Origin of the sequence: Paraburkholderia sp. SECH2, assembly GCF_030464795.1 — a bacterium.
In the GTDB taxonomy this organism is placed as follows: Bacteria; Pseudomonadota; Gammaproteobacteria; order Burkholderiales; family Burkholderiaceae; genus Paraburkholderia; species Paraburkholderia aspalathi.
This window is the reverse complement of the sequence record NZ_JALPRH010000016.1, coordinates 124,597-148,580: the sequence shown is the minus strand read 5'-3', so window position 1 is coordinate 148,580 and position 23,984 is coordinate 124,597. Positions and strand designations below refer to the sequence as shown.

The window sequence follows — 23,984 nt, the reverse complement described above, 5'->3', positions numbered from 1 at the left end:
CGTTACCAGCTCCTGAAGCGGGCCGGCGGCTCGTACAGGCCACCCGACCACGTCACCAGATCGTCGATGCTGCGTGCGGCCAGCAACGAACGCTTCGCTTCACCGCGTCGAATGCCGAGATCTTCCGGATACGCGACGATGCCACGCCGGCGCAATTCGGCGGTTTTCTCCGGCTTCGCGCGCAGCCCGATCGGCGTGACACCGGCTACTGCGGCCAACGCTGCACGCCGCTCATCGATCCCTTCGGCTTTGTGCAGATGCGCGATGCCTTCCTCGGTGACAACATGGCTCACGTCGTCGCCATAGATCATCACGGGCGCGATCGGCATGCCGCTCTTCGCGCCGACCGCGACCGCATCGAGTTCATCGACGAAAGTCGGCTCGCCGCCTTTCTTGTAGGTTTCGGCCATCTGCACGACCAGCTTCTGTCCACGCGACACCGGACCCTGATCCTTCAGCAGCTTGAGCCATGCTTCGCTCGAATGACGCCGGCCGCGCGGATCGTGGCCCATATTCGGTGCGCCGCCGAAACCGGCGAGACGCCCACGCGTGACCGTCGACGAATTGGCGTCCGCGTCGATCTGCAAAGTCGAGCCGATAAACAGATCGACGCCGTATTGACCGGCCAGTTGGCACAGCACACGGTTCGAGCGCAGGCTGCCGTCGTTGCCGGTGAAAAAGACGTCAGGGCGCGCTTCAATGTACGCCTCCATGCCGACCTCACTGCCGAAACAATGGATGCTGTCGACCCAACCGGATTCGATCGCGGGGATCATGGTGGGGTGCGGATTGAGCGTCCAGTTGCGGCAGATCTTGCCTTTCAGACCGAGCGATTCGCCGTAGGTGGGCAGGAGCAATTCGATCGCTGCCGTATCGAAGCCGATGCCGTGATTGAGCGATGTCACGCCGTACGGCTCGTAGATGCCGCGAATCACCATCATCGCGGTGAGCACCTGCAGGTCACCGATATGGCGCGGATCGCGTGTGAAGAGCGGCTCGACGGCGAAGGGCCTGTCTGCCTCTACGACCACGTCGACCCACGAACCCGGAATATCGACACGCGGCAGTTCATCGACGATCTCGTTGACCTGCACGATCACGATGCCGTGCCGGAACGCGGCGGCTTCGGCGATGGTCGGCGTGTCCTCGGTGTTCGGACCGGTGTACAGATTCCCGTGACGGTCGGCTTTTTCCGCGCACAGCAGCGCGACGTGCGGCGTGAGATCGACGAACATCCGCGCGTACAACTCGACGTACGTGTAGATCGAGCCGATTTCGAGTTGCCCGTCTTCGAGCAGTTGCGCGACGCGCAAACTCTGCGGCCCCGCAAACGAGAAATCGACCTTGTGCGCGATGCCGCGCTCGAACAGCGTCAGATGTTCAGGACGGCCGATGCTCGATATCAGCAGATGCACGTCGTGGATTTTTTGCGGATCCACCTTGGCGAGCGCGCGCGACAGGAAGTCGGCCTGTTTCTGGTTGTCGCCTTCGAGGGCGACGCGGTCGCCCGGCTGAATCAATGTTTCGAGGGCGTCGACGATACGGTTGGTCGGCAGGACGCCGTCTTCCAGCCACGGTGCGATGGCCGCGAGGCGACGGTTCTTTTCGTCGCGGCGCGTGGTCCAGGAGCGTGCGGTGGTGGAAGCTTCGGTGGCTTCGGCGGATCGGTTCATCGGCGGATTCAGCTCCCGGTGGTGGTGCGCGTGCGTCTGGTGCGCGGCTTGGGTTGATTCGCAAGCGCGGCTTCCGCCTGCGCGCGGTCGGTCAGGAAACGATGGAGCAGGTCGCCGGTGCCGAGCAGATGCGCGACAACCAGCGACTGTGCAGCGGGAATATCACGACGTTCTACGGCCTCGAGCAAGGCGGTGTGTTCGTTGTCCGACTCGCCCTTGTACGACGGCAAACCGAACTTCAGGCGCAGATACCGTTCGCCGCGCCGATGCAGCGTGCCGATCATGTCCTCGAGTTGCGGACGGGCGGCAGGCGCATACAGGCTCATATGAAACGCCTCATTGCGCCCGACGTACAACGACGGGTCCGGCTCACGTTCGGCGGCACGGCAAAGGCTCGCGCATTCGCGCAGCGTGGCGACAGTGTGATTCGGAATCGCGAGGCCGATGGCAAGGCTCTCCAGCGCGGAGCGAATCTCATAGATTTCGCGCGCTTCATCCGCCGACAACGGCGCGACGGTCGCGCCTTTATGCACGGCGGCTCTCGCCCAGCCTTCGCTTTCGAGCTGGCGCAAGGCCTCGCGCACGGGAATTGCGCTGACTGAGAAATGCCGCGCGATCGCGTCCTGCCGCAGCGGTGCGCCAGGCGCCAGCGTGCCGTCGACAATCGCCGCGCGCAGGGCCTCCGCGATCACACGGGACGTGCTCTCACGGGGCGCCGCCGCGGGTAAAAGCGGGCTGCGCGCCGGGGCATCCAGGGGAAAACCATCTATTGCGTCGCTCATGATATTGAATATTATATATGAAATTGCGCACTTAACAGGCGGGCAAACCCGGAAAATTTTTCACTGCCCGGCGGCCTGCGATGTCCTCTCATCGTTATACGAGGCACATCGATCCGCTAGCAAGCGCGCCATATCGTTGTTCCCTTTATGTAAGCCACGTATGACAACCGCAGGGCCGGAGGAGCATGATGAATTCACTAACCGACCGCACGCCGGTCGTTCGGCGCCGCACGCCGCTCAATCGTTCGCAGATCGCAGGATTTTGGGGAGCATGGGCCGGCTGGACGCTCGACGGGATGGACTCGTTCATCTACGCGCTCGTGCTGACACCGGCATTGACTGAACTGTTGCCGCGCTCGGGGTACGCCGCGACGCCGGCGAATGTGGGCCTCGCCGGTTCGATTCTGTTCGCGCTGTTTCTGGTGGGCTGGGGGCTGTCGTTCATCTGGGGACCGCTGGCGGATCGCTTCGGCCGCACCAAGGTACTGGCGGGCACCATTTTCACGTTCGCCATTTTCACGGGACTTGCCGCCACCTCGCACAACGTGTGGGAACTCGCCATCTATCGCTTCATTGCCGGCGTCGGCATTGGCGGCGAGTGGGCGTTGGCGGGGACTTATGTGGCCGAGTCATGGCCGGAAGATCGCCGCAAGATGGGTGCCGGGTATCTGCAAACGGGCTATTACGCGGGGTTCTTTCTGGCTGCCGCGCTCAACTACACGATCGGCGTGCACTACGGCTGGCGCGCGATGTTCCTGACCGGCGCGGTGCCGGTGGTGGTCGCGATTCTGGTGCTGCTGCGCGTGAAGGAATCGGAGAAGTGGGAAAAGGCGGACGCGAGTGCCGCGCGCGCCAAACCGCTGCGCGAAATTCTCGGGCCGACGTATCGGCGCCGCACGTGGGTTGCGTGCATTCTGCTGACGATCGCGATTATCGGTTTGTGGGCAGGCGCGGTTTACGAACCGTCGGCTGTGATCCAGTTGGCGACGAAAGCCGGTATGGCGAAGAACGATGCGATCCGGACGGCGTCGCTGGCAACCGGCTTGCTGTCGATTTCGACGATTCTCGGCTGTCTCGCGTTGCCGCCGCTGGCTGAGCGGATCGGCCGCAAGAAGACGCTGGCGATTTACTTTCTCGGCATGGCCGTGGCGATTGCCGGCAGTTTCGGCTGGGCGTTTTATCTGCCGAATGGGCTTGCGCCATTTATTGCGTGGCTCTGCGTGCTGGGTTTCTTCGGGGGCAATTTCGCACTGTTCAGCTTGTGGCTGCCGGAGCAGTTCGAAACCCGTGTACGGGCCACGGCGTTTGCGTTTTGCACGTCGTTCGGACGGTTTGTCGGGGCCGGTGTGAACTTTCTGCTCGGCGCGGCGGTGCTGCATATGCATACGCTGGGCGTGCCGGTGGCGCTCACGGCGCTGGCGTTTATCGTCGGCTTGTTCGTGATTCCGTTTGCGCCGGAGACGAAGGGAGAGGTTTTGCCGCAGTGAGCTGTTTTCACTACGACGACTGAAACGAAAAACCGGGCACATTGCCCGGTTTTTCGTTTAACGCATCAACGCGTGCAGCACACGCCACGCATTACACCCCTCACATATGCCACCTTGCCGATACCGTCAGCGTACGCGGCGCTCCCGGCATGTTGTACATATCCGCATTGCCGTGCGCCGCGATGAAGTACTTGCGGTCGAACAGATTATCCAGCGTCAATGCCACGTCCACGTTCTTGCCGTGATACCCCGCGCCGAGATCGAACGTCACGAAAGAAGGCAACGTGACCGCGTCGCTCGCAGAGGTATAGCGTGCCGACTGGAACTGCGCACCGCCGGCCGCGTAGAACCCGTACTTCAGATCGCGCTTGATCCACACGCTTGCGCTATGACGCGGCATCAGACCCGGCGTGTTGTTATGCAGTATCAGTCCGGCTGAACTCGCTTGCGGCGAACCGTCGACGTTTCCGTTCAGGTACGCATACCCCGCATACACGGACCACTTGGGCGCGATTTCACCCGTCGTGGATAGTTCCAGCCCACGCACGTGCTGCGTGCCGATCGGCAGCGCGTAAGTCGGGTTGGACGGATCGGCGATCTGCTGATTGGTCTGCTTCATATCGAACAATGCGACACTCGCGCTCGCGCGGCCCAAGTCGAACTTCGAGCCGATTTCGAAGCTGGTGGTCTTTTGCGGCGCTAGCGCCGAACCGTTGGCAAACGCGCCGCTGCTGATCAGCGTATCGGCGAGCGGCGAGAACGACTGGCTATACGACGCGTACAGCGACACCCAGTCGAGCGGTTCATAAATCAGACCGATACGCGGACTCCACGCGCGATCGGTGCGGTCCAAATTCACGTGCGCCGAGGTGTAGTCGTTGCGGGTCTGCGTCAGATAGTCGAAGCGCAGGCCGGCAAGAATCTTCCAGTGCTCGGTCAGCGAGATCAGGTCCTGCGCGTAGACGCCGGCGAGTCCCAGCACGGTCGACGCATTCGTCTTCGCCGCCGTGCCCGGCTTCACCCCCGGCAAATCGATGAGTTGCGGATCGTACAGGTTGTACGTTGCGACCTTGTTGGTCGAATAGATGGTGTCGAATTTCTGCTGTTGCGACAGCTCGACGCCGTACAGCAGTTCGTGCTTCATGCCGAACAGCGTCGTTTTCTGCGTGAGTTCGAACAGGCCGTCCACGCCGTGATCCTGGCGGAAGCGGGTGCTTTGATCGAGCGTGACGACCGGATTCGTCGCCGTCTTGATCGGCTCATACGTCACGTAGTTTTTGCGTTCGAGCGAGAAGTCATACGCGCGCACCGCAGTGTGCAGCGATAGCGAATCGTTGAAGCGGTGATCGAGCGACACAGTCGCGCTCTTCGCATCGACATCGTTATAAGACGTGTTCGCGGCGTCGGCCGACCCGTAGTACGTGTTGATCGGCACGTTGACCGGCCGCCCGAGATAGGCGGGCAGGCCTTGGTCCGAGGTACGGCGGTCGTGCAGATAATCGGCTTCGATATTGAGGATGGTGTCCTTATCGATGCGGAATTGCGCGGACGGCGCCACGGCCTGGCGATTTAACTGGAACTGGTCGCGAAAGCTGTTCGAGTTTTCGGCAGCGCCGGTGATGCGAAAACGCGCGGCGTCGTTCGCATTCCAGCCGAGATCGAATTCGCCGCGCCGTTCGCCTTCGGTGCCGAGCGTCACGCCCACAGCTTGCTGTGGATTGGCCGTCGGCTTCTTCAGTACACGGTTGATCAGGCCGCCGGCCGAGCCGCGTCCATAGAGCACGGCCGCGGGCCCCTTCAGCACGTCGACGCGTTCGACGTTCGATAGATCGCGATAGTAGAGCGCGTCGTCACGAATGCCGTCGACGTATTGATCGGTGATGTTGTTGAAACCGCGCAAGGTGATCTGGTCGCGCTGACCATCGCCGACCGAAAAGCCGATGCCCGGCACATTGCGCAACGCATCCTGCAACGAGGTCGCGTTCTGTTCGTCGAGCAGCGCGCGCGGCACGACGTTGACCGTCTGCGGCACGTCCATCAGCGACATGTTCATCTTCGTCGCGGTGTTCGAGGTGCTCGAATCGTACGAGCGGTCGGCCGCGGCCTTGACGGCGATGGCGGGCAGCGTGCTGTCGGCCGAGCCGGCAGCGGCTGTAGCTTCCTGCGCCAGCAAAGGTTTGGCGCTGGCAAGAGAGGTGGCGAGCAGCAGCGCTCGGTAAGCATTCTTTTTGACGTTCATGGCGACGTTCTTCGAGTATGGATCGGTGGTGTTTTTGGTTTTGGAGTACAGCGGAAGCGGTGCTACAAAAACGCGAGGCGGGCGCAAAACGAGGCGCAAGCAGGCGCGCACGGCGAGGCAAAGCCCGTGTGGTCAGTCAGGCGAGACGAAGTGGTGATTTCCCCTGTTGCTGTTGAATGAATTCGAAAATCGAAACGGCCGGGGCGCCGTGTGTCAACGCGAGATGCGCTGGCGTGACATCGGCTGCCTCGGAATGGCATGTCGATGTGGGGATGGGAGGTGCAGTGGAAGCCGGGTCAGTGCCCGGCTTGTAATATTTGGAAAGTATAAACGAGAACGATTCTCGACTGTGCGGGATGAATGGAAAATGTGGGTTTTTTTGCAGGGATTTTCTCGACGAAACGAAAGCAACCGCCGGGAACGCGCGCCGTCGCCAGGAGACGGGCAGCAGCGGGCAGCCGGCATGCAACCCGTCTGGCGCCGCCGGCCCACTGCCTAAAGCTCAATCGGCGTGACGCCGCGCACGTGCGCCGGGGCGCAACATCGAAAGCAGCGGCCAGCCGAGATTCACACCGAGACTCGCGATGACAATCAATGCCATGCCCGCGAGTTGCGCCAGCGACAGCGCCCGCCCATATACAACCGCATCGACCACGATCGCCGTCAGCGGATAGACGAACAGCAGCACGGCGATGATCGGCGTGGTCAGTTTCGGCAGCGCGCCGTAGATCAGCACGTATGACAAGCCCGTATGCAGCACGCCCATGCCGATCAGCCAGAACCACTGCATCGGCCCGATATGCACGGCGGTAAGCGGCGCAATAAACGGCAGGCACACCACGCCGACCGCGCATTGCGCGAGCGTCAGCAGATGCGGCCGCAAATTGCCGAGTCCTTTGGCGATCAGCGTGACGCCTGCATACAGCACCGAGCCTGCCAATGCTTCGCCGATACCGATCAGATAGCTCGTATGCCCCTGCAGATTCGCGGTGGCCGCGACGCCCGAGGCCAGAACAAGCCCGACGAACGCGGTTGCGATCCAGCCGAGCCGGTCGACGCCGAGGCGCTCGTTGAACAGCGCCGCGCCCATCAGCACGACCCAGAACGGCTGCACATGAAACACCACGGTCGCCACCGCAATGCTGGTGCGATGAATCGCATCGAAGAAACCGACCCACTGCGTGACCATCAACACGCCGGAGAACAGCGCAAGCGCGACGGTGCGCCGCGTGAAATGCGCGCGTGTGAAGAAGCCTTTCCACGCGCAATACGCCGCGAGCGAAAGGAAACCGAACAGACAACGAAAGAACACCAGCGTCAGCGCGCCGAGCCGCGCTTCCTCGACAAAGATACCGAGCGTGCCCATCAAAAGCCCGCCGCTGGCCAGCGTAATGGCGCCTTGTTGACGTTGGGTGAGGGACATGCGAAGCGGCTCCGGAAGTGGGTCACATAAGGGGGTGTCACGAGTATTGCGCGCCTTGCGCGGCATCGACAAACGAATTAAATTGAGCAATTCCATAAGCTGGATTGATAAATCATGCACCCCGAATTCGACGTCGATTTGCTGCGCACCTTCGTCGCGGTGGTGGAAACGGGCAGTTTCACAAAGGCTTCGGCGACCGTGCATCGCTCGCAGGCCGCGGTCAGCATGCAGATCAAGCGGCTCGAAACCATGCTCGGCACCACGCTGTTCGCCCGCAATACGCGCAATCTCTCACTGACGCGGCCCGGCAATACGCTGCTCGAATACGCGCGGCGCGTGCTGGCGCTGCATGAGGAGGCGTGGTCGGCGATCGTGCGGCCCGAGGTGACCGGGCGCGTGGTGCTGGGCGCACCGGACGACTACGCGTCGTCGCTGCTGTCGCCGGTGCTGCGGCGCTTTTCGAATCTGTATCCGCACGTTGAGATCGAGATCGTCTGCGCGCAAAGCACGTCGCTCGCGCCGATGCTGGCGGATAACAAGATCGATCTCGCCTTCGTCACGCGTGACCGCAAATTGCGGGGCGAATTCGTGCGCAGCGAGCCGATGGTGTGGGTGGGGGCGTCGGTGGATACGCCGGTGCTGGCGGCATCACCTTTGCCCGTTGGGCTTTACGAGCCGGGTTGTATCGCGCGGCAGCATACGCTGGCTGCGCTGGACGGCGCACGTATTCGCTATCGGGCTGCGTTTAGCAGCGCGAGCCTGATGGGCTTGGTGGCTACGGTGGACGCAGGGCTTTCGGTGGTCGCACTCACGCGTTGCAGCGTGCCGTCGCGGCTGGCGATTCTCGGCGAAGCGCAAGGCTTGCCGAAGATCGCACCGGTGGAAATCGTGGTGGCGCGCAGCGCCAAATCGGATCGGCCGACGTGCGATTATCTGGCCGCGCAGATGGTGCAGGATTTGTCGCTGCGCCCGCAGGGGCGCGGAGCGGCGGCGTCCGTGTAGTCTCTATCGGCTCGCCTGGCGCGCGGTAGTTTGAAAGCGCGCCGCTCAGCCCCGCGGATAAGCGGTCACCTCGCCATCCACGGCAAGCCGCACGTGTTCGCCCGGCCGCGGCGACAGATAACCCGGCACGCGAGCGCGCACCACGGTCCGTGCGCCGGACTGTAATTGCAGCGCGACGCCCGCGTCCTGCCCCTGAAAAATCACCTCCTGTACGACGGCGTCATGAGATGCCACGCCATCCGGCATCGTTTCTTCAGCACGCAGCAGACGGATCTGCTCAGGCCGCACCATCACATCGACTGCGCCATTGCCCATCGGCGCACACAGCGGCAAATCGCCGAGCTCGCAGTCGACGCGATCCTGTTTGACCACGCCTGGCAACAACACTGCTTCGCCGACGAACGAGGCGAGTTCACGCGTCACCGGCCGGCGGTACAGCGTTTCCGGCGTGGCGGTCTGGATCAGCCGGCCGTTCCACAGCACCGCGACCTCATGACCGAGCGACAGCGCTTCCGATTGATCGTGCGTGACAAGAACGGCAGTTGCGCCCGCCGCGGCCAGGGCGCTGGCCACCGCTTGCCGCGTTTCGAGCCGTAAGGCGGCGTCGAGCGAGGAGAAGGGTTCGTCGAGCATCACGAGCGTCGGCGACGGCGCGAGCGCGCGAGCCAACGCCACACGCTGCTGCTGACCGCCCGACAACTGCTGCGGCGCGCGCGTGCCGAAGTTCGCCGGCAAGCCGACCAGCTCCAGCAATTCGGCTACCCGATGACGTGCGCGCCGCTGCGTCCGCGGCAAGCCGAACACGATGTTGTCCGCCACGGACAGATGCGGAAACAGCGCGCCTTCCTGCGGCACGTAGCCGATGCGGCGCTGCTCTGAAGGCACATGCAGGTTGTCGCCGACAACGCGGCGGCCGTCGATTTCGACGCTGCCGCTATCCGCGCGTTCGAAGCCGCACAACAGACGCAGCAAGGTGGTTTTGCCGCTGCCGGACGGTCCGAGCAGCGCGAGCAGCGTGCCGCGCTCGACGGAGAGATCGATGCCGTGCAGCACCGGATGGCCGTCGAACGATTTTTGCAGGCCGCGGATACGAAGTTCGCTCATGAAAATCCGATGGAAAAAGCGGGCGAGGGCGCGCGGCGTTCAGCTGCGCTCGCCGAGTAATGCCGATTTGCCGAGCAATGCGAACAGGAGGCCGGAGGCGAACAGCGAAATGCCGGTGAGCAACGCCGCATAGGGCGCGGCGGCGGCGAACGCCATCGTGGACGTGTCGGCCCACACCTGGGTCGCGAGAGTTTGCGTGTCGATGGGAGAGAGCAGCAGCGTCGCATTCAACTCGGTGACGACCGAGATGAACACCATCGCCGCGGCCGCGCCGAGCCCGGGGCCCGCGAGCGGCAACACCACGCGGAACAGGGTCTGCGACCAGGTCAGGCCGAGAGCGCGCGCAGTCTCTTCAAGGCGCGGCTGCGCCTGCATGAAGGCGGCGCGCACGCTCACCAGCGCCACGGGCATGAAGAGCATCGCGTAGGCAATCACCAGCAGCGTCGCGCTTTGATAAAGCGGCTGCAGCGCGTGCACCGCGAGCGACACGATGGCCAGCGCGATCACCAGCCCCGGTATGCCTTGCGCCAGAAACACGGTGCGTTCGAACAGCGTCGCGAAACGCGTCGGATAGCGCACCAGCAGAAACGCGAGCGGCACGACTAGCAGCGTGGTCAGCAATGCGGCGGCGAGCCCGAAACCGAGCGACGAGATCGTCGCGTTGAACAGAAGTTCGGGCGAGACGTCGGCCGGTGTGACGGCGGCCGCGCCCGGTTGCGTAAGCCAGAAGCCGATCATGCCGAGCGGCACACCGAGCGTTGCGATCGCCAGCGCGGCAAAACCGGCGACGACAACCCAGCGCCATGCGCCAAGGTCGTAGCGCAACACCGCGCGACGTGTGCCGCGATCGACGCGTTCATAACGCGCCGCGCCGCGTACCCGAAACTCGAACGCCAGCACGACGAGGCAGATCACGATCAGCAGACACGCGAGCAGCGAAGCGCCGCCGCCATCGAAACTGGTGCGGTATTCCGCGTAGATCTGCGTGGTAAAGGTGCGAAAGCGCAGCAGCGTAAACGCGCCGAATTCGGATAGCACACCGAGCGCCACCAGCAGCATGCCGCCGAGCAGCGCAGGGCGCAGTTGCGGCAGCACGACGCGAATAAACGTGGTCCAGCGATTGCAGCCGAGCGCGCGCGCGCTTTCTTCGAGCGCCGGGTCCATGCTGCGCAACGCCGCAGCGACGGGAAGATAGACGAGCGGGAAATACGCGGAGCTCAGCACCAGCAACGCGCCATTGAAGTCCTGCAAATCCAGGCTCAGCGACACCCAGGCATAGCTCGAGATAAAGGCCGGCATCGCGAGCGGTGCGGCGGCGAGCACGGCCCAGACGCGACGTCCCGGCAAATGCGTGCGTTCGACAAACCAGGCGGCCGCCGTGCCAACGGCAGCGCAGACGAGCGTGGTCGATACGGTGATCAGCAGCGTGTTGACTAGCAGCTCACCGACCAGCGGCCGGAAGATCAGATCGACCGCTTCGTCGATACCGAAGCTCGCCGCACGCCAGAAGGTAAACGCAATCGGCAGCAACACCAGCAAAGCGCTGAGTGCTGCTGCCGCAAACAAACCGCGCGGCGCGCGCGAACGGGCGCGCGCCGGGGCGGGGGTTACAGCCGGAGGCCCGGCTGACACGGCATCGCTCATTTACAGCAAGCCTGCCTGGCGCAGCAGTTTGCCTGCCTGGCTGTCGTCGCCGAGTTGCTGGATCGTCAGCGCCGGCGGGCTCAGTTCAGTGAAGGGCTTGAGGATCGGGTCCGGTGCGACGCCTGCGTGCAGCGGATACTCGAACATGACGTGGCTCTTCGCCATCAACTCCTGCGCGCGTTCGCTGACCAGATAGGCCAGAAACTTCTGCGCGCCGTCCGTGTTGTGGGCCGACTTCAGCACCGCTGCGCCCGACACGTTCACCATCGCGCCGGCGTCGCCGTTGCCGAAGTGATAGATCGCGCTGCGGGTTTTCGCATCGCCGAGTTCGGCGTGCAGACGCGCCCAGTAGTAGTTATTGATGATGCCGGCCGCGACGCCGCCGCGATTGACGGCTGCCACCACGCCTTCGTCGTCGTCGAAAATCTGCGAGTTGGCTTTCAGACCCTTCAGCCATGCGACGGTTTGCGCCTCGCCCTTCAACGCGAGCACGGCGCTCACCAGCGGCAGGAAGTCGCTGTCGCTCGGCGCGATGCCGACCTTGCCTTTCCATTCCGGCTTGGCCAGGTCAAACAGCGATTGCGGCAGTTGCGACGCCTGCACCTTGGTCGTGTTGTAGGCCAGCACGCTTTCGCGCGCGGTCACGCCCACCCATGCGCCGGTCGGCGAGTTGAAGCGCGCCGGCACGGTGGCGAGCGTCGAGCCGTCCACCTTGTTCAGCAGGCCTTTCTCTTCGAGCAGCATCAGCTCAGGCGAATTTTCCGTGAAATACACGTCGGCGGGCGTCGCTGCGCCTTCCGCGACGATCTGCGCGGCCATTGCCGGACCTTCGCCATTGCGGATCTTCACCGAAATGCCCGACTGCTTTTCGAAGTCCTTCGCGAGCAGATTGACGACCTGTTCGTGCTGCGCGTTGTACAGCGTGATCGATGCAGCGTGGGCCGTCGACGGCACGGTTGTGAGCGCTGCCAGCGTGAGGGCGGCGGCGCTGCTGACGAGGCGCAGGCGGGTGCCAAACCAGGAATGAGCCATGATCCTAAAATCCGTTAGAGATGTTGTTGTTAGTCTTCGAAGCGCCGCCAGCCTCATGGCCGGCGGTTTACTGCGGCCTGCATTACGTCTCGAACAGCCCCGCGCCGATATACGAACCCGGCTTCGCGCCCGGCGGCACCGCGAATACCGCGCTGCCTACGTGCGTCGTGAACTGATTCATCATGTCGAACTTCGCGAGCTTGTCGTTGATCGGAATGAAGCCGGTACGCGGGTCGCTCTGGTGAGCCACGAAAATCAGCCCCGCGTCGTATTCGGTTTCCTGACGCCATGGCGGCCAGCGCTCGATGTAGAAGTTCGTGCCGTCGTTGTACGAATAGGAGCGGCGCAGAATCTGCGCGCCGTTGTTGCTCGCCTGATTCGACAGACGCACATGCGAGTTCTCCGGAATCACCGGATTGCCGTCCTTGTCCTCTTCCTTCAGGTTCACCGGATCGAACTCGTTCTTCTTGCCGATCGGCGCGCCGCTGTACTTGTGGCGGCCGAACACCTGCTCCTGGAAGTCGACTTCGGTGTTGTCCCAGTGTTCGAGCGTGATGCGGATGCGCCGTACCACGGTGTAGGTGCCGCCTTCCATCCAGGGTGCGTCGGCGGTGGCGCCGGCCCAGACGAATTCGTTCATCAACTGCGGTTTCGCGGTCGACGGATTGTTGGTGCCGTCCTTGAAGCCCATCAGATTGCGCGGCGTCTGACCGCGCGGACCCGACAGGAAACCGGATTGGCCCCAACGCATCGCTGCGGTGCCGTACGCGAGACGCGCCAATTGCCGGACCGCATGAAACGCGACCTGCTGATCGTTCGCGCAGGCCTGGATAAACAGGTCGCCGCCGGTTTTTTCGGCGATGAGCTGGTCGCCGTTGAAGCGCGGCAGATCGACGAGCGCGGCAGGGCGGCGCGAGGCCAGACCGTAGCGGTCTTTGCCGTCCTTCGTGAACAGACCCGGGCCGAAACCGAACGTGATCGTCAGGCCGCATGGGCCGAGGCCGAGCACGTCGCCGGAATCGGGCGCGGCTTTGGCGTTGGTCGGGCTGTAGGCCGTGTCGTTCGCCTTGGCGTCAGCCTTGGTTTCGACCTGCGTATCAATCTTTGTGTCGGCCAGTGCCGTTTTCGCAGCCGCGCCAGTCGGCAGTGGTCCGGCCGTGGCGCCTTGCGTCAGGCGCGCGGCAGCGTCGGTCCAGGCACGCAGCAGCGCGATCACGTCTTCGCGTTTCTCGGTCGTCAGATCGAGCGCGGCAACGTACGTGTGACTCTGCTGCGGCGTGACGATGCCGCCTTGATGCAAGCCGTAGAACGGCTCGACCGCCGTCTGCGGATCGGCACCGTGCGCCGGCGTCTTGCCGAGCGCGGCCTGGGCGACGCCGGTCGCACCGAGGCTCGCGCCCGCTGCGACCGCTGCACTGCCGGCCTTCAGAAAACCGCGCCGAGAGGGCCGCGGGGGTTGATCGTTTGCCATGGTTCCTTCACCTTCATTTGGCCGTGGGGATGCCAGGGTTGCGTTCCGGCTCGTTGGCCGGATCCGCGTCCGTCTTTGCTGCTTTTACTTCGCGAGCACCAGGGTGTTCACGTCGTCCTGCACGTAGTAGAAACCGTCGCCTTCAGGCGTCATTGCGAGACCGAACAGGTCGCCGTTGCCCGGGGGCGATTGCGCCTTGTCGGTGTCGATCCAGCGCGCGTAGAGTTGCTTGCCGCTGGCCGGATCAATTTCGACGATCTGGCCGTTCAACGCGTTCGTGACGAGCAGGTGGCCGTTCGGTGCGGTGACCATTGCGAGCGGGCGATGCAGCAGACCGTCGGCGGTCAGTTGGCGGCCCACGCCCGCGCTGGTGTCGCGCGTCATCGGTTCTTCGATTTCGGTGATGCGGTTGCCGATCGCATCGGAGACGTACAGCAGTTTCTGATCGTTCGAGAGCGCGAGTCCGGTCGGACCGACGAGGAACACGCCCTTATCGGCCTGCGCGCCGAAGCCGCTGCCCACCACGGTTTCCTTCTTGACGACCGGCGGTTTGCCGGCCGGCACGTCGAGGTCCAGACGCAGCACGGTGGCCTGCTTGAACACCGGCGGATTGCCGTTCGCGCCGCCCACGCCGAAGCCGGCGTTGCTGACGAACAGCGTCGCACTCGTGCCGTTGTCGACGACCGCCATGTTGCCCCACGGATCGTTGATATTCGGGCTGCTGATGGTCGAGGCAACCTTGCCGTTCGGATCGATCACGATCAGGCAGCCGGCGCCTTTGGTGCCGGTGGTGCCGTCATTGCTCGGCGTGCTGCCGACGATCACGTAGCCCGACTTGAGCATCGTCATCGCGGTCGAGAGGCCGATGCCGCCCGGGCATTCCTTCAGATCGCGCGGCACCGTGGCGAACACCGTCATTTCCTTGGTGTCCGGGTGGTAGTTGATGATCGTGCTGCCAGTGCCCTGCAGATTGGTCGAGTTATTGAAGTTGCCGACCAGGACGTCGCCTTGCTTGACGGTGCCTGCCGTGACCGGAGCGACCACCACCGCGTACGGATTCTGGTCGCCGTTCCCCGGCACGGTGTTGATGAGCGTGGTGTGATGCTTGACGGTTTCGAGGAAACCTTGCGGCTCGGCGTGTGCGACACCAGCCGTCGCGAATGCGGCAGTGCTGACTGCGGCGGCGATCAGGGCGCGCGCGGCGCGCGGCGAAAACTTGCGCGTGGGATTGTTCATGAGTGAGCCTCGGTGCCTGCGCACAAAGCGGTAGTTGCGGTCATGATCGAAAGCATGGGATTCGATGGGTCTTGAGCGTGTGTGGTGATGGCGAACGGCATCAGAACGTAATGTTGGTCCGCACGCCGATGACAAACGTGTTGCGCAGCGGCTGCGTCGGATCGCTCGGGTTCTGGCCGGCGCCGGCATTGAACGTGTATTGCGCGTCGGCCTGCAGTTGCCACCACGGGTTGACCTGATACTGGTAGGTCGCTTCGAGCGTGGTTTCACTGGTGCGCACGCCGTAGGGGCCGCCGCTGAATGCCAGGTTATCCTGATCAAGACCATTCGCGTGGTTGCCGATCTTGATGTAGGTGAGCGCGATGCCGGCGCTGTCGTTGTCGCGGCCGGCGAACGGCGCCTTCAGCACGATGCCGAGGTTGGCCGCGACACTCACCAGGTTGCGGTCGCCGGGCGCGCCCATCACGCGCGCGAACACGTTGAGGCTGCGCGCTTCGTCCGGATCCGGGCGCCAGATCATCTGGTCAGCGACCGCGTAGAAGCTATAGTCGCCGTGATGATTCTGCGCGACGCCGGTCGACGCTGGGTTCGCGAGCGAGAGGCCGGTGTTATCGAAACGCTGATCGGCGAAGCTGCCGTTGTTGTACCAGAGCCCGAGCTTGTAGGTGCCGGGCAACCCGCCGCCGCCCGCGCTGACCATTTCGCCATCGGCCGGCTGGTTGATCGCGTACTGCAACTCGCCGATGAACAGCGTGCCGTTGTGCAGGTTGAAGTTGGTGCCGCTCTTGTTGTTCGGGTTGTTGCCGAGCGGATCGCCGTCGAATACGCCGGCGAGCGCCGTCAACGAAGGCGTGATCTGTCCGCGCACGCGCACACCGAGGTCGGCCAGCGGATAAGCGGGACCGCCGGACGGCATGTCGTAGGACGGCAGGGCAGGCCAGCCGAACATCGTGTTCACGAACAGCGCCGAATTCGTGCTGGTGATGAATTCCTGGTCGATACTTTGCTGACCGACCTTGACATCGATGCGCTTGTTCAGGAACGACTGCTGGTACCACAGCTCCCACAGGCGCGTGGTGTCCTGGGCTTCGATACCGCTCGCCGTATTCAGCGTGCCGAGCTTGTTGGCGCTAAGGTTGGCCCCGTGGATCTGCAAGGCGCTGACGTTGAACAGGCCGCCTGGCAAACCGAACGCCTTTTGCGTATCCATCTGAACGGTCGCCGTGGTCAGGCCATCGTAGTCCGCACCGCGCGCGAGACCGCCGCGGAGATTGGCGAGCACTTCGCTGGTTTCCGTGAGCGCGAACGTCACACCATATTTGCCCAGCCAGGGACGCAGACCGCCGATGTCGCCGAGCATCGTCGGGCGATTCCAGAAGCCGGTCCATTGATTCGTCTGCGTCGCCTTGATGTTCAGGTCGGCTTCGGGCGCTTCCGGCGCGGCATCGGGATTGGCTTCCGCCATGGCTGCGCCGGCGGTCAACGAGGCCCACGCGAAAGCCGTGCAGAGCGCGGCGCGGCGTAAGGAAGGCAAACGCGAACGGCGGGTGGCGCCGCCGTGCATGGCGGAGTCGTGAAGCGAACGCGCCTGAACGGCGGGCTCGACGGAGTGAGCGAACTTCATCGAAATCCTTATTTGTGTTGTATCGACTGATCTGACTATCGCGGCGCTACGTCACCATGGGCCTGCGATATGCCGCATCGGTTCGCGACGCCTGATGCGGCAGATGGCGAGATCGTACGCATGCGGAATAGGTGCGTCAACACAAATGAGAACGATTCGCATCAATATTACGAGGATGTAATTTTGAGCTTTACGTACTGCTGCTAAAGGTTCTTTGGGTGTAAATAAAACAGAATGAAAACGTAATGATTTAGTATGGTTTCGGTCGTATGGAACCAGTGCCGGAGCCCGTGTCCTGGGCCGACATCAAAAGACGCTATGATCATCTTCCGAAGCCGCGCCTTAGCGCGAAAGCCTTGAGTGCCTAAGTGCCGGGCGCGCAAAACCATACCGGGACGACACCGATGTCACACACAGTGAATCTGGAAAACTATTTCACCCGCATAGGCTACAAAGGACCACGCGCGGCGACGTTGGAAGTGCTCCAGGAACTCCACACGCTGCACCCCGGGGCGATCCCCTTCGAGAACCTGAATCCGCTCACACGCCGCGCGGTGAAACTGGATATCGAATCAGTCGAACAAAAGCTGATCACGCAAAAACGTGGCGGCTATTGCTTCGAGCAGAACGCGCTCTTCGCGAACGTCCTGACGCAGTTAGGCTTCAACATCACGCCCCTGTTAGGCCGAGTTCTGTGGGGCCGTGAATCCGGTGCAATCCCGCCTCGCACGCACATGGTGTTGCGCGTCGACATCAAAGACGAAGCATGGATCGCCGACGTCGGTTTCGGCAGCGTGACGTTGACGGCGCCGCTGCGCCTGATCGCAGGCACCGCGCAGCCGACGCAACTGGGCACGTTCCGCCTTGCCGATGCATCGCACGACGCGCTCTACCTCGAAGTCCAATCCCGCGACGACACGTGGGCCCGCGTCTACCGTTTCGACCTGCACCCGGTCGAGTGGATCGATTACGAAACTTCGAACTGGTACACCTCGACCGCACCGGATTCCGTCTTCCTGAATCATCTGATCGTTTGCCGGGTCCTGGCGGAGTCGCGGCTGACCTTGCTCGATGACCAACTGAACGAACGCGCCGCGGACGGTCAGGTCATCAGCGAACGGCAGCTTAAAAGCGCGGACGAACTCGCAACCTGCCTGCGCGATCAGTTCGGTCTGAACACGGGCGACATCGACATGGCAGATGTATTCGGACGGGTGCGCTCACCCGCGGCGGCTTCCGTCTGAGACGGCCGCGTATAAACGCACGTCAACAGCCACCAGCGGGCACGAACCAGCCATGATCACGCGCCTTGTCCTGCAAACCACAGCCTGGCTGGTATGCATGGGCGCGCTGCTGTTCGGCGCCGCGGGTACGCTCGCGTGGCCCGCCGGCTGGTGGTATCTGATCGAGACCGGCGGGCTGAGTTTGTGGGTCGGTTTCTGGCTGGCGCGCCACGATCCCGGTTTGCTTGCCGAGCGTCTCGCGCCGATCGTTCAGGCGCAACAAAGCCGCTGGGATCGCTACTTTATGGTGGCTGTGGCGGTGATGTGGAGCGCCTGGCTCGTCCTGATGGCGCTCGACGCGATGCGCTATCGCTGGTCGGCGCCGCTGCCAATCTGGCTCGTGAGCCTCGGCTCGCTGTGCATTCTTGTCTGCATCTTCATGTGCCTGATCGTCTTCCGGGCCAATAGCTATGCCGCGCCCGTGGTGAAGATTCAGGCCAGCCGCGGTCATAAAGTTATCGACACCGGCCCCTACGCCTTTGTCCGTCATCCGATGTACTCGGCCGCGCTGCTGTTGTTCATCGGCACGCCCTTGCTGCTCGGCTCGTGGTGGGGGCTTGCCTGCGTGCCGTTACTGGTGATCGGCATTGGCTGGCGGGCCGTGCGCGAGGAGCGCGTGCTGGCGGCGCAACTCGAGGGCTACACCCACTACACCTCGCGCGTGCGTTACCGCTTCGTGCCGTTCATCTGGTAGGGCGCGCCATGCGCCAATTCGGAGCGTGTTCGCTCCTTTCACACCAACCTGTCTAGACAAAGCGCACCACGCTGGCGCACCCGGCGCTGGTCGCCGCATCGTCTTTGCCCTTTCAAAACTCCCTTAAAAGCCTTATCGGACGGCCTCATCTAGGGGCTTACCCGATGATTTCGACGATTTCGAAGAATTCCTCTTGCGATGGCTTTTTGACTCATGCAAGCTTGTCTATACAAATTAGACGGCAGTAAAAATCCAGCTCGACGGTTTCCTCAATCAAAGGAGTTTCGACGTGAAAGTGAAGCGCACGACGTTAGCAAAAGCATTGATGGGCGCCGTGCTCGGCGCCGCGACAATTTTCGCGGCACCGGTGCAGGCGAAAGACTGGAAGACGGTGACGATCGCGCTGGAAGGCGGCTACGCACCCTGGAACCTGACCTTGCCGGGCGGCAAGCTGGGCGGCTTCGAACCGGAGCTGGTCGCCAATCTGTGCGAGCGCATCAAGCTCCAGTGCAATCTCGTGGCGCAAGACTGGGACGGCATGATCCCCGGTCTGCAAGCCGGCAAGTTCGACGTCCTGATGGACGCGATCTCGATCACGCCGGAACGCGAAAAAATCATCGCGTTCTCGAAGCCTTATGCAGCCACGCCGGCCACGTTTGCCGTGACTGACGCGAAAGTGCTGCCCAAGGCCGCGCCGACGGCTGCCGTCGTCAAGCTGTCGGGCGATCCGAAAACCGATCAACCCACCGTCGACGCCTTGCGCAAGCAACTGAAGGGCAAGACCATCGGCATTCAGTCGGGCACGGTCTACACTAAATTCATCAACGATGGCTTCAAGGACGTCGCGACGATCCGCGTCTACAAGACCTCGCCTGAGCGCGACCTCGATCTGGCCAACGGTCGCATCGACGCCTCGTTCGACGACGTGACTTACTACGCCGCCAACATCGACAAGAAAGAGACCGCGTCGATCGTGATGGCCGGCCCGAAGATCGGCGGCCCGATCTGGGGTCCGGGTGAAGGCCTCGCGTTCCGCAAGCAGGACGCCGACCTGAAAGCGAAGTTCGATACCGCGATCAGCGCCGCGCTTGCCGATGGCACGGTCAAGAAACTCTCCGCCAAGTGGTTCAAGACCGACGTCACGCCTTGATTCGACTGAGCGTTCAGAGGTAACGGCAGGCGCGGCGTAAAAAACCGCGCCAGTCGGCTGGTTCGATCTGCCGTAATGGATGAGGGGTAGGGAATGGCTCTGATAGAGATGCTCGGCTTCGGGCCGGAAGGCTGGGGTGGCGTGTTGCTGCTTGCAGCGTTGATGACGGTCGCGCTTACGCTGGCGGCGCTCGCGGTCGGCGCGGTGTTCGGCGCACTGATTGCGGCGGCCAAGCTGTCGCGGTTTCGCACGCTGCGCGTGCTCGGCGATGCGTACACCACCGTGTTTCGCGGCGTACCTGAGCTGCTCGTTATCTATCTGTTCTATTTCGGCGGCTCGACGCTCGTGACCACGATTGGTCAATGGTTCGGCGCGGACGGCTTCGTCGGCGTGCCGCCGTTCGTGATCGGCGCGCTCGCGGTCGGCATGATTTCCGGCGCGTACCAGGCCGAGGTGTATCGCTCAGCGGTGCTCGCGGTATCGCGCGGCGAACTCGAAGCCGCGCGTTCGATCGGCATGCCCACCATGACGATGGCGCGCCGCATTCTGATTCCGCAAGTGCTGCGTTTCGCCTTGCCGGGCATCGGCAACGTCTGGCAATTGAGCCTGAAAGATTCGGCGCTAATTTCCGTCACGGGCCTGGCCGAACTGCTGCGCGCCAGCCAGGTGGCGGCGGGTTCAACGCATCAGTACTTCACGTTCTTCGTGGTGGGCGGCGCGCTGTATCTGCTGATGACCAGCATCTCGAACCGGGTCTTCAACCACGCCGAAGCGCGCGTTGGCCGATCCTTCAAGCGCAACTTCGCGCGCAACTGACGAGGACCGGACATCATGCATTTCGACTTCGATTTTCTGCTCGACACGCTGCGGCAACTGATCGCGGCTGTACCGACCACGCTCGGGCTGTTCTTCTGCTCGTTGATTCTCGGCGGCTTGCTCTCGCTCGTGATCGTCACGATGCGCGTGTCGCCGCACTGGCTGCCGAATCGTTTCGCGCGCGCCTATATCCTCGTGTTCCGCGGCTCGCCGCTGTTGATCCAGATGTTCCTCGTCTACTACGGCATGGGCCAGTTCGGCGTGATTCGCGAGAGCTTCCTGTGGCCGGTGTTGCGCGAGCCGTACATGTGCGCGGTTTTATCGTTGGCGCTGTGCACCGCCGGATATACCGCGGAGATTATCCGTGGTGGTTTGATGGCCGTGCCGGTCGGTCAGATCGAAGCGGGCTATTCGATCGGCTTGTCGGGTTTCGCGCTGCTGCGCCGCGTGATCGGTCCGATCGCGTTGCGCCAGTGTTTGCCTGCGTACTCGACCGAGGCCGTGCTGCTTGTCAAATCCACCGCGCTCGCTAGTCTCGTCACCGTGTGGGAAGTGACTGGCGTCGCGCAGCAGATCATTCAGCAAACGTATCGCACCACGGAAGTATTCATCTGTGCCGCGCTGATCTATCTGTTCCTGAATTTCGTCATCGTGCGTTTGCTTGGTTTCCTCGAAACGCGCCTGTCGCGCCATCTGCGTGCGGCGCCCGCGCAAAGCGCGCCGAACCGGCCGGTTTCGTCCACGACCGAAGCACGCCGCGCCGCGCCCTGAACGAACGCATATCTTGCAGAATCTGGAGAATCCCATGAACGCTACGGCACCTGTTGCATTGTCGGTCAAGAACATCCATAAGTCGTTCGGCGACCATCACGTGCTCAAAGGCATTTCGCTCGACGCCCATCAAGGCGACGTGATTTCGATTCTCGGCGCGAGCGGCTCCGGCAAGAGCACGTTCCTGCGCTGCCTGAATCTGCTCGAAACGCCGGATGATGGCTCGGTGGCGCTCGGCGGCGAAGAGCTGAAAATGAAGCGCCGCGGCGACGGCAAGCTGCAACCGAGTGACCGCCGCCAGGTGGACCGGGTGCGCTCGCAACTCGGCATGGTGTTTCAGAACTTCAATCTCTGGTCGCATATGACCGTGCTGGAAAATCTGATCGAAGGTCCGATGCGCGTGCAAAAGCGCAGCCGCGCCGAATCGGTTGAAGAAGCGGAAGCGCTGCTGGCGAAGGTCGGTCTCGCGGAAAAACGCGGTCACTATCCGGCACATCTGTCCGGCGGTCAGCAGCAGCGCGTAGCGATCGCGCGTGCGTTGGCGATGCATCCCAAAGTGATGTTGTTCGACGAACCGACCTCGGCGCTCGACCCCGAACTGGTCGGCGAAGTGCTGCGCGTGATGCGCTCGCTCGCCGAAGAAGGCCGCACGATGCTGGTCGTCACGCACGAGATGGGTTTCGCGCGCCATGTGTCGAATCGCGTGATGTTCCTGCATCAAGGTCAGGTGGAAGCCGACGGAACGCCGGATGAAGTGTTCGTCGAATGCAAGTCGGACCGCTTCCGTCAATTCGTGTCGAGCCACCAGGATCGCACCACGAACTAATCGATCAGCTTTGACTGGTTACCACTTCGTTACTTCACCGCACAGAGCACTATCATGGCCGTGATCCGTTCCGATCGTCCTCTCGACTGGGTTCAGGTGGCGGCGATCGCCGCCGGCGAACCGCTCGAGCTTTCCGCCGATGCCCGCTCGCGTATCCGTGCGGCACGCGTGCTTGTTGAACAGATCGTCGAGCGCGGGATTCGCGCGTATGGCGTGAATACCGGCGTCGGCGCGTTGTGCGACGTGATCGTGTCGCCGTCCGAACAGCGCACGCTGTCGCGCAACATTCTGATGAGTCATGCAGTAGGCGTTGGCGCGCCGCTCGGTGTTGCCGAGACTCGCGCGATCATGGCCGCGGCCGTCAATAATTTTGCACACGGGCATTCGGGGATTCGCCTCGAAGTCGCGGATCAACTGGTCGCGTTGCTCAATGCCGATTGCCTGCCGGAAGTGCCGGCGTTCGGTTCGGTGGGTTATCTGAGCCATATGGCGCATATCGCCCTCGTCTGTATCGGCGAGGGGCATGTGCGCTATCGCGGTGAGCGTCTCAAGGGGCGCGACGCGTTGCAACTGCTCGGCCTCGAACCGTTGGTGCTCGAAGCGAAGGAAGGTTTAAGCCTTATCAACGGCACGCCGTGTGTGACGGGTCTCGCCGCGTTGGCGCTGGCGCGCGCCGCGCGTCTACTTGACTGGACTGACGTGGTTGGCGCGATGAGCTTCGAGAATCTGCGTGGTCAACTCGCGGCCTTCGACGAAGACTCGCTGGCGCTGCGCATTTCGCCGGGATTGAACCTGGTCGGCGAACGCATGCGTACCGCGCTCGCCGATAGCGGCATTCTTGCTGCGGTGGTTGGCCACCGCACGCAAGATCCACTGAGCATGCGGACCATTCCGCACGTTCATGGCGCCGCGCGCGACGTGCTCACGGGGACCGCCGACGTGGTCAACCGCGAACTCGCATCGATTACCGACAATCCGATCGTCGCCGGCACGCCGGAAAACCCACGCGTCTATTCGCAGGCGCACGCGGTGGGGGCGTCGATCGCACTGGCGATGGACAGCCTCGCCACCGCAATCGCGCAAGTTGCAGCGATGGCCGAGCGGCGCCTCGACCGTCTCGTCAATCCGCTCGTGAGCGGCTTGCCGGCGTTTCTCGCGGAGCCGGGTGGCACCTGTTCGGGCTTCATGATCGCGCAGTACACGGCGGCCTCGCTGGTCGCGCAGAACCGGCGCCTTGCGATGCCCGCGAGTCTGGACGGTGGCATTACGTCCGGCCTGCAGGAGGACCACCTGTGCCATGCCACGCCCGCTGCGCTGAAAGCGTTGGAGATCGTCGACAACGCCGGGCGCATCGTCGCCATCGAATTGCTGGCGGCGGCGCAAGCCTACGATCTGCAAAGCATCGACGCACCGCGCGCACCGCACACGGACGCACTCTGGCAACGCATCCGTCGCGCCGTGCCGACGTACCGCGACGATCGGCCGCTTGCTGACGACATGAGCATCGCGTTTCGCATCATCGCCGATGAAACGCCGCCGCCGCTGCCAAACCCGGGTACTATTCGGCCCGGGCCGGAAGCTTCAGTCAACGGCAACGGCGCAGCGCTTGCCGCATTGGCGAACGTGACGAGCGTGGGCGCCACAGGCAAGCTTGGCGCCGACGCGGCGGCCAACGATGGCCGCGCCACTGCCCACGCAGGTTGACGACGCTCGTTGCTGCAATGGCG

At 63.1% G+C, this 23,984-nt stretch carries 19 protein-coding genes; 9 read left to right on the top strand and 10 right to left on the bottom strand.

From position 1 onward, the window contains the following. Positions 1-2 precede the first annotated feature (2 nt). On the bottom strand, positions 3-1,673 hold the full coding sequence (mdcA, locus tag M0D66_RS24545) for a malonate decarboxylase subunit alpha (RefSeq protein WP_093647527.1): 1,671 nt from the start codon (positions 1,671-1,673) through the stop codon (positions 3-5). A gap of 8 nt (positions 1,674-1,681) precedes the next feature. Further along, positions 1,682-2,455 carry a GntR family transcriptional regulator gene (locus tag M0D66_RS24540; RefSeq protein WP_266211770.1) on the bottom strand — a complete coding sequence of 258 codons (774 nt, stop codon included), beginning with the start codon at positions 2,453-2,455 and terminating at the stop codon, positions 1,682-1,684. A 188-nt stretch (positions 2,456-2,643) separates the two neighbouring features. Here M0D66_RS24540 and M0D66_RS24535 point away from each other — a divergent pair, with 188 nt between their 5' ends. After that, positions 2,644-3,942, top strand: coding sequence for an MFS transporter (locus tag M0D66_RS24535; protein ID WP_200653416.1), 1,299 nt, complete (start codon positions 2,644-2,646; stop codon positions 3,940-3,942). A gap of 100 nt (positions 3,943-4,042) precedes the next feature. Here M0D66_RS24535 and M0D66_RS24530 read toward each other — a convergent pair whose 3' ends face one another. Together M0D66_RS24530 and M0D66_RS24525 are read right to left on the bottom strand one after the other, a co-directional pair. Beyond that, positions 4,043-6,181, bottom strand: coding sequence for a TonB-dependent siderophore receptor (locus tag M0D66_RS24530; RefSeq protein ID WP_266211769.1), 2,139 nt, complete (start codon positions 6,179-6,181; stop codon positions 4,043-4,045). A gap of 502 nt (positions 6,182-6,683) precedes the next feature. Next, positions 6,684-7,604, bottom strand: a complete 921-nt coding sequence (locus tag M0D66_RS24525) for a DMT family transporter (RefSeq protein ID WP_093646358.1) — start codon at positions 7,602-7,604, stop codon at positions 6,684-6,686. A 114-nt stretch (positions 7,605-7,718) separates the two neighbouring features. Here M0D66_RS24525 and M0D66_RS24520 point away from each other — a divergent pair, with 114 nt between their 5' ends. After that, entirely contained in the window at positions 7,719-8,606 is an 888-nt protein-coding gene (locus tag M0D66_RS24520; protein ID WP_200653408.1) for a LysR substrate-binding domain-containing protein, read from the top strand. 45 nt (positions 8,607-8,651) lie between these two features. Here M0D66_RS24520 and M0D66_RS24515 read toward each other — a convergent pair whose 3' ends face one another. The 6 genes from M0D66_RS24515 to M0D66_RS24490 all read right to left on the bottom strand — a co-directional run bounded on the left by M0D66_RS24515 (position 8,652) and on the right by M0D66_RS24490 (position 16,657). Beyond that, positions 8,652-9,710 (bottom strand): ABC transporter ATP-binding protein, encoded by a 1,059-nt coding sequence (locus M0D66_RS24515; RefSeq protein WP_266211768.1) that lies wholly within the window; start codon positions 9,708-9,710, stop codon positions 8,652-8,654. Positions 9,711-9,749: 39 nt separating this feature from the next. After that, positions 9,750-11,354 carry an iron ABC transporter permease gene (locus tag M0D66_RS24510; protein ID WP_093646365.1) on the bottom strand — a complete coding sequence of 535 codons (1,605 nt, stop codon included), beginning with the start codon at positions 11,352-11,354 and terminating at the stop codon, positions 9,750-9,752. Next, positions 11,355-12,386 (bottom strand): iron ABC transporter substrate-binding protein, encoded by a 1,032-nt coding sequence (locus M0D66_RS24505; RefSeq protein ID WP_266211767.1) that lies wholly within the window; start codon positions 12,384-12,386, stop codon positions 11,355-11,357. It abuts the gene before it with no gap. Positions 12,387-12,468: 82 nt separating this feature from the next. After that, a complete protein-coding gene (locus M0D66_RS24500) occupies positions 12,469-13,857 on the bottom strand; it encodes a Dyp-type peroxidase (RefSeq protein WP_266211766.1) in 1,389 nt (462 codons plus the stop codon). 84 nt (positions 13,858-13,941) lie between these two features. Further along, positions 13,942-15,093: a hypothetical protein gene (locus M0D66_RS24495; protein WP_093646373.1), complete on the bottom strand. Its 1,152-nt coding sequence runs from the start codon at positions 15,091-15,093 to the stop codon at positions 13,942-13,944. Positions 15,094-15,193: 100 nt separating this feature from the next. Further along, positions 15,194-16,657 (bottom strand): carbohydrate porin, encoded by a 1,464-nt coding sequence (locus tag M0D66_RS24490; RefSeq protein WP_266211792.1) that lies wholly within the window; start codon positions 16,655-16,657, stop codon positions 15,194-15,196. A gap of 464 nt (positions 16,658-17,121) precedes the next feature. Here M0D66_RS24490 and M0D66_RS24485 point away from each other — a divergent pair, with 464 nt between their 5' ends. From M0D66_RS24485 to hutH, 7 genes are all read left to right on the top strand, one after another. Continuing rightward, entirely contained in the window at positions 17,122-17,961 is an 840-nt protein-coding gene (locus tag M0D66_RS24485) for an arylamine N-acetyltransferase (RefSeq protein ID WP_266211765.1), read from the top strand. A 52-nt stretch (positions 17,962-18,013) separates the two neighbouring features. Beyond that, positions 18,014-18,694 (top strand): isoprenylcysteine carboxylmethyltransferase family protein, encoded by a 681-nt coding sequence (locus tag M0D66_RS24480; RefSeq protein ID WP_266211764.1) that lies wholly within the window; start codon positions 18,014-18,016, stop codon positions 18,692-18,694. A 289-nt stretch (positions 18,695-18,983) separates the two neighbouring features. Next, entirely contained in the window at positions 18,984-19,844 is an 861-nt protein-coding gene (locus M0D66_RS24475; protein WP_200620806.1) for a transporter substrate-binding domain-containing protein, read from the top strand. Between the two features lie 93 nt (positions 19,845-19,937). Beyond that, a complete protein-coding gene (locus M0D66_RS24470) occupies positions 19,938-20,660 on the top strand; it encodes an ABC transporter permease (protein WP_054040266.1) in 723 nt (240 codons plus the stop codon). Between the two features lie 15 nt (positions 20,661-20,675). Further along, a complete protein-coding gene (locus tag M0D66_RS24465; RefSeq protein WP_266211763.1) occupies positions 20,676-21,431 on the top strand; it encodes an ABC transporter permease in 756 nt (251 codons plus the stop codon). A 34-nt stretch (positions 21,432-21,465) separates the two neighbouring features. Then, positions 21,466-22,257 carry an ABC transporter ATP-binding protein gene (locus M0D66_RS24460; RefSeq protein WP_028197383.1) on the top strand — a complete coding sequence of 264 codons (792 nt, stop codon included), beginning with the start codon at positions 21,466-21,468 and terminating at the stop codon, positions 22,255-22,257. Positions 22,258-22,311: 54 nt separating this feature from the next. Beyond that, complete coding sequence (gene hutH, locus M0D66_RS24455; RefSeq protein ID WP_093646383.1) at positions 22,312-23,961, top strand: histidine ammonia-lyase; 1,650 nt, start codon at positions 22,312-22,314, stop codon at positions 23,959-23,961. Positions 23,962-23,984 lie beyond the last annotated feature (23 nt).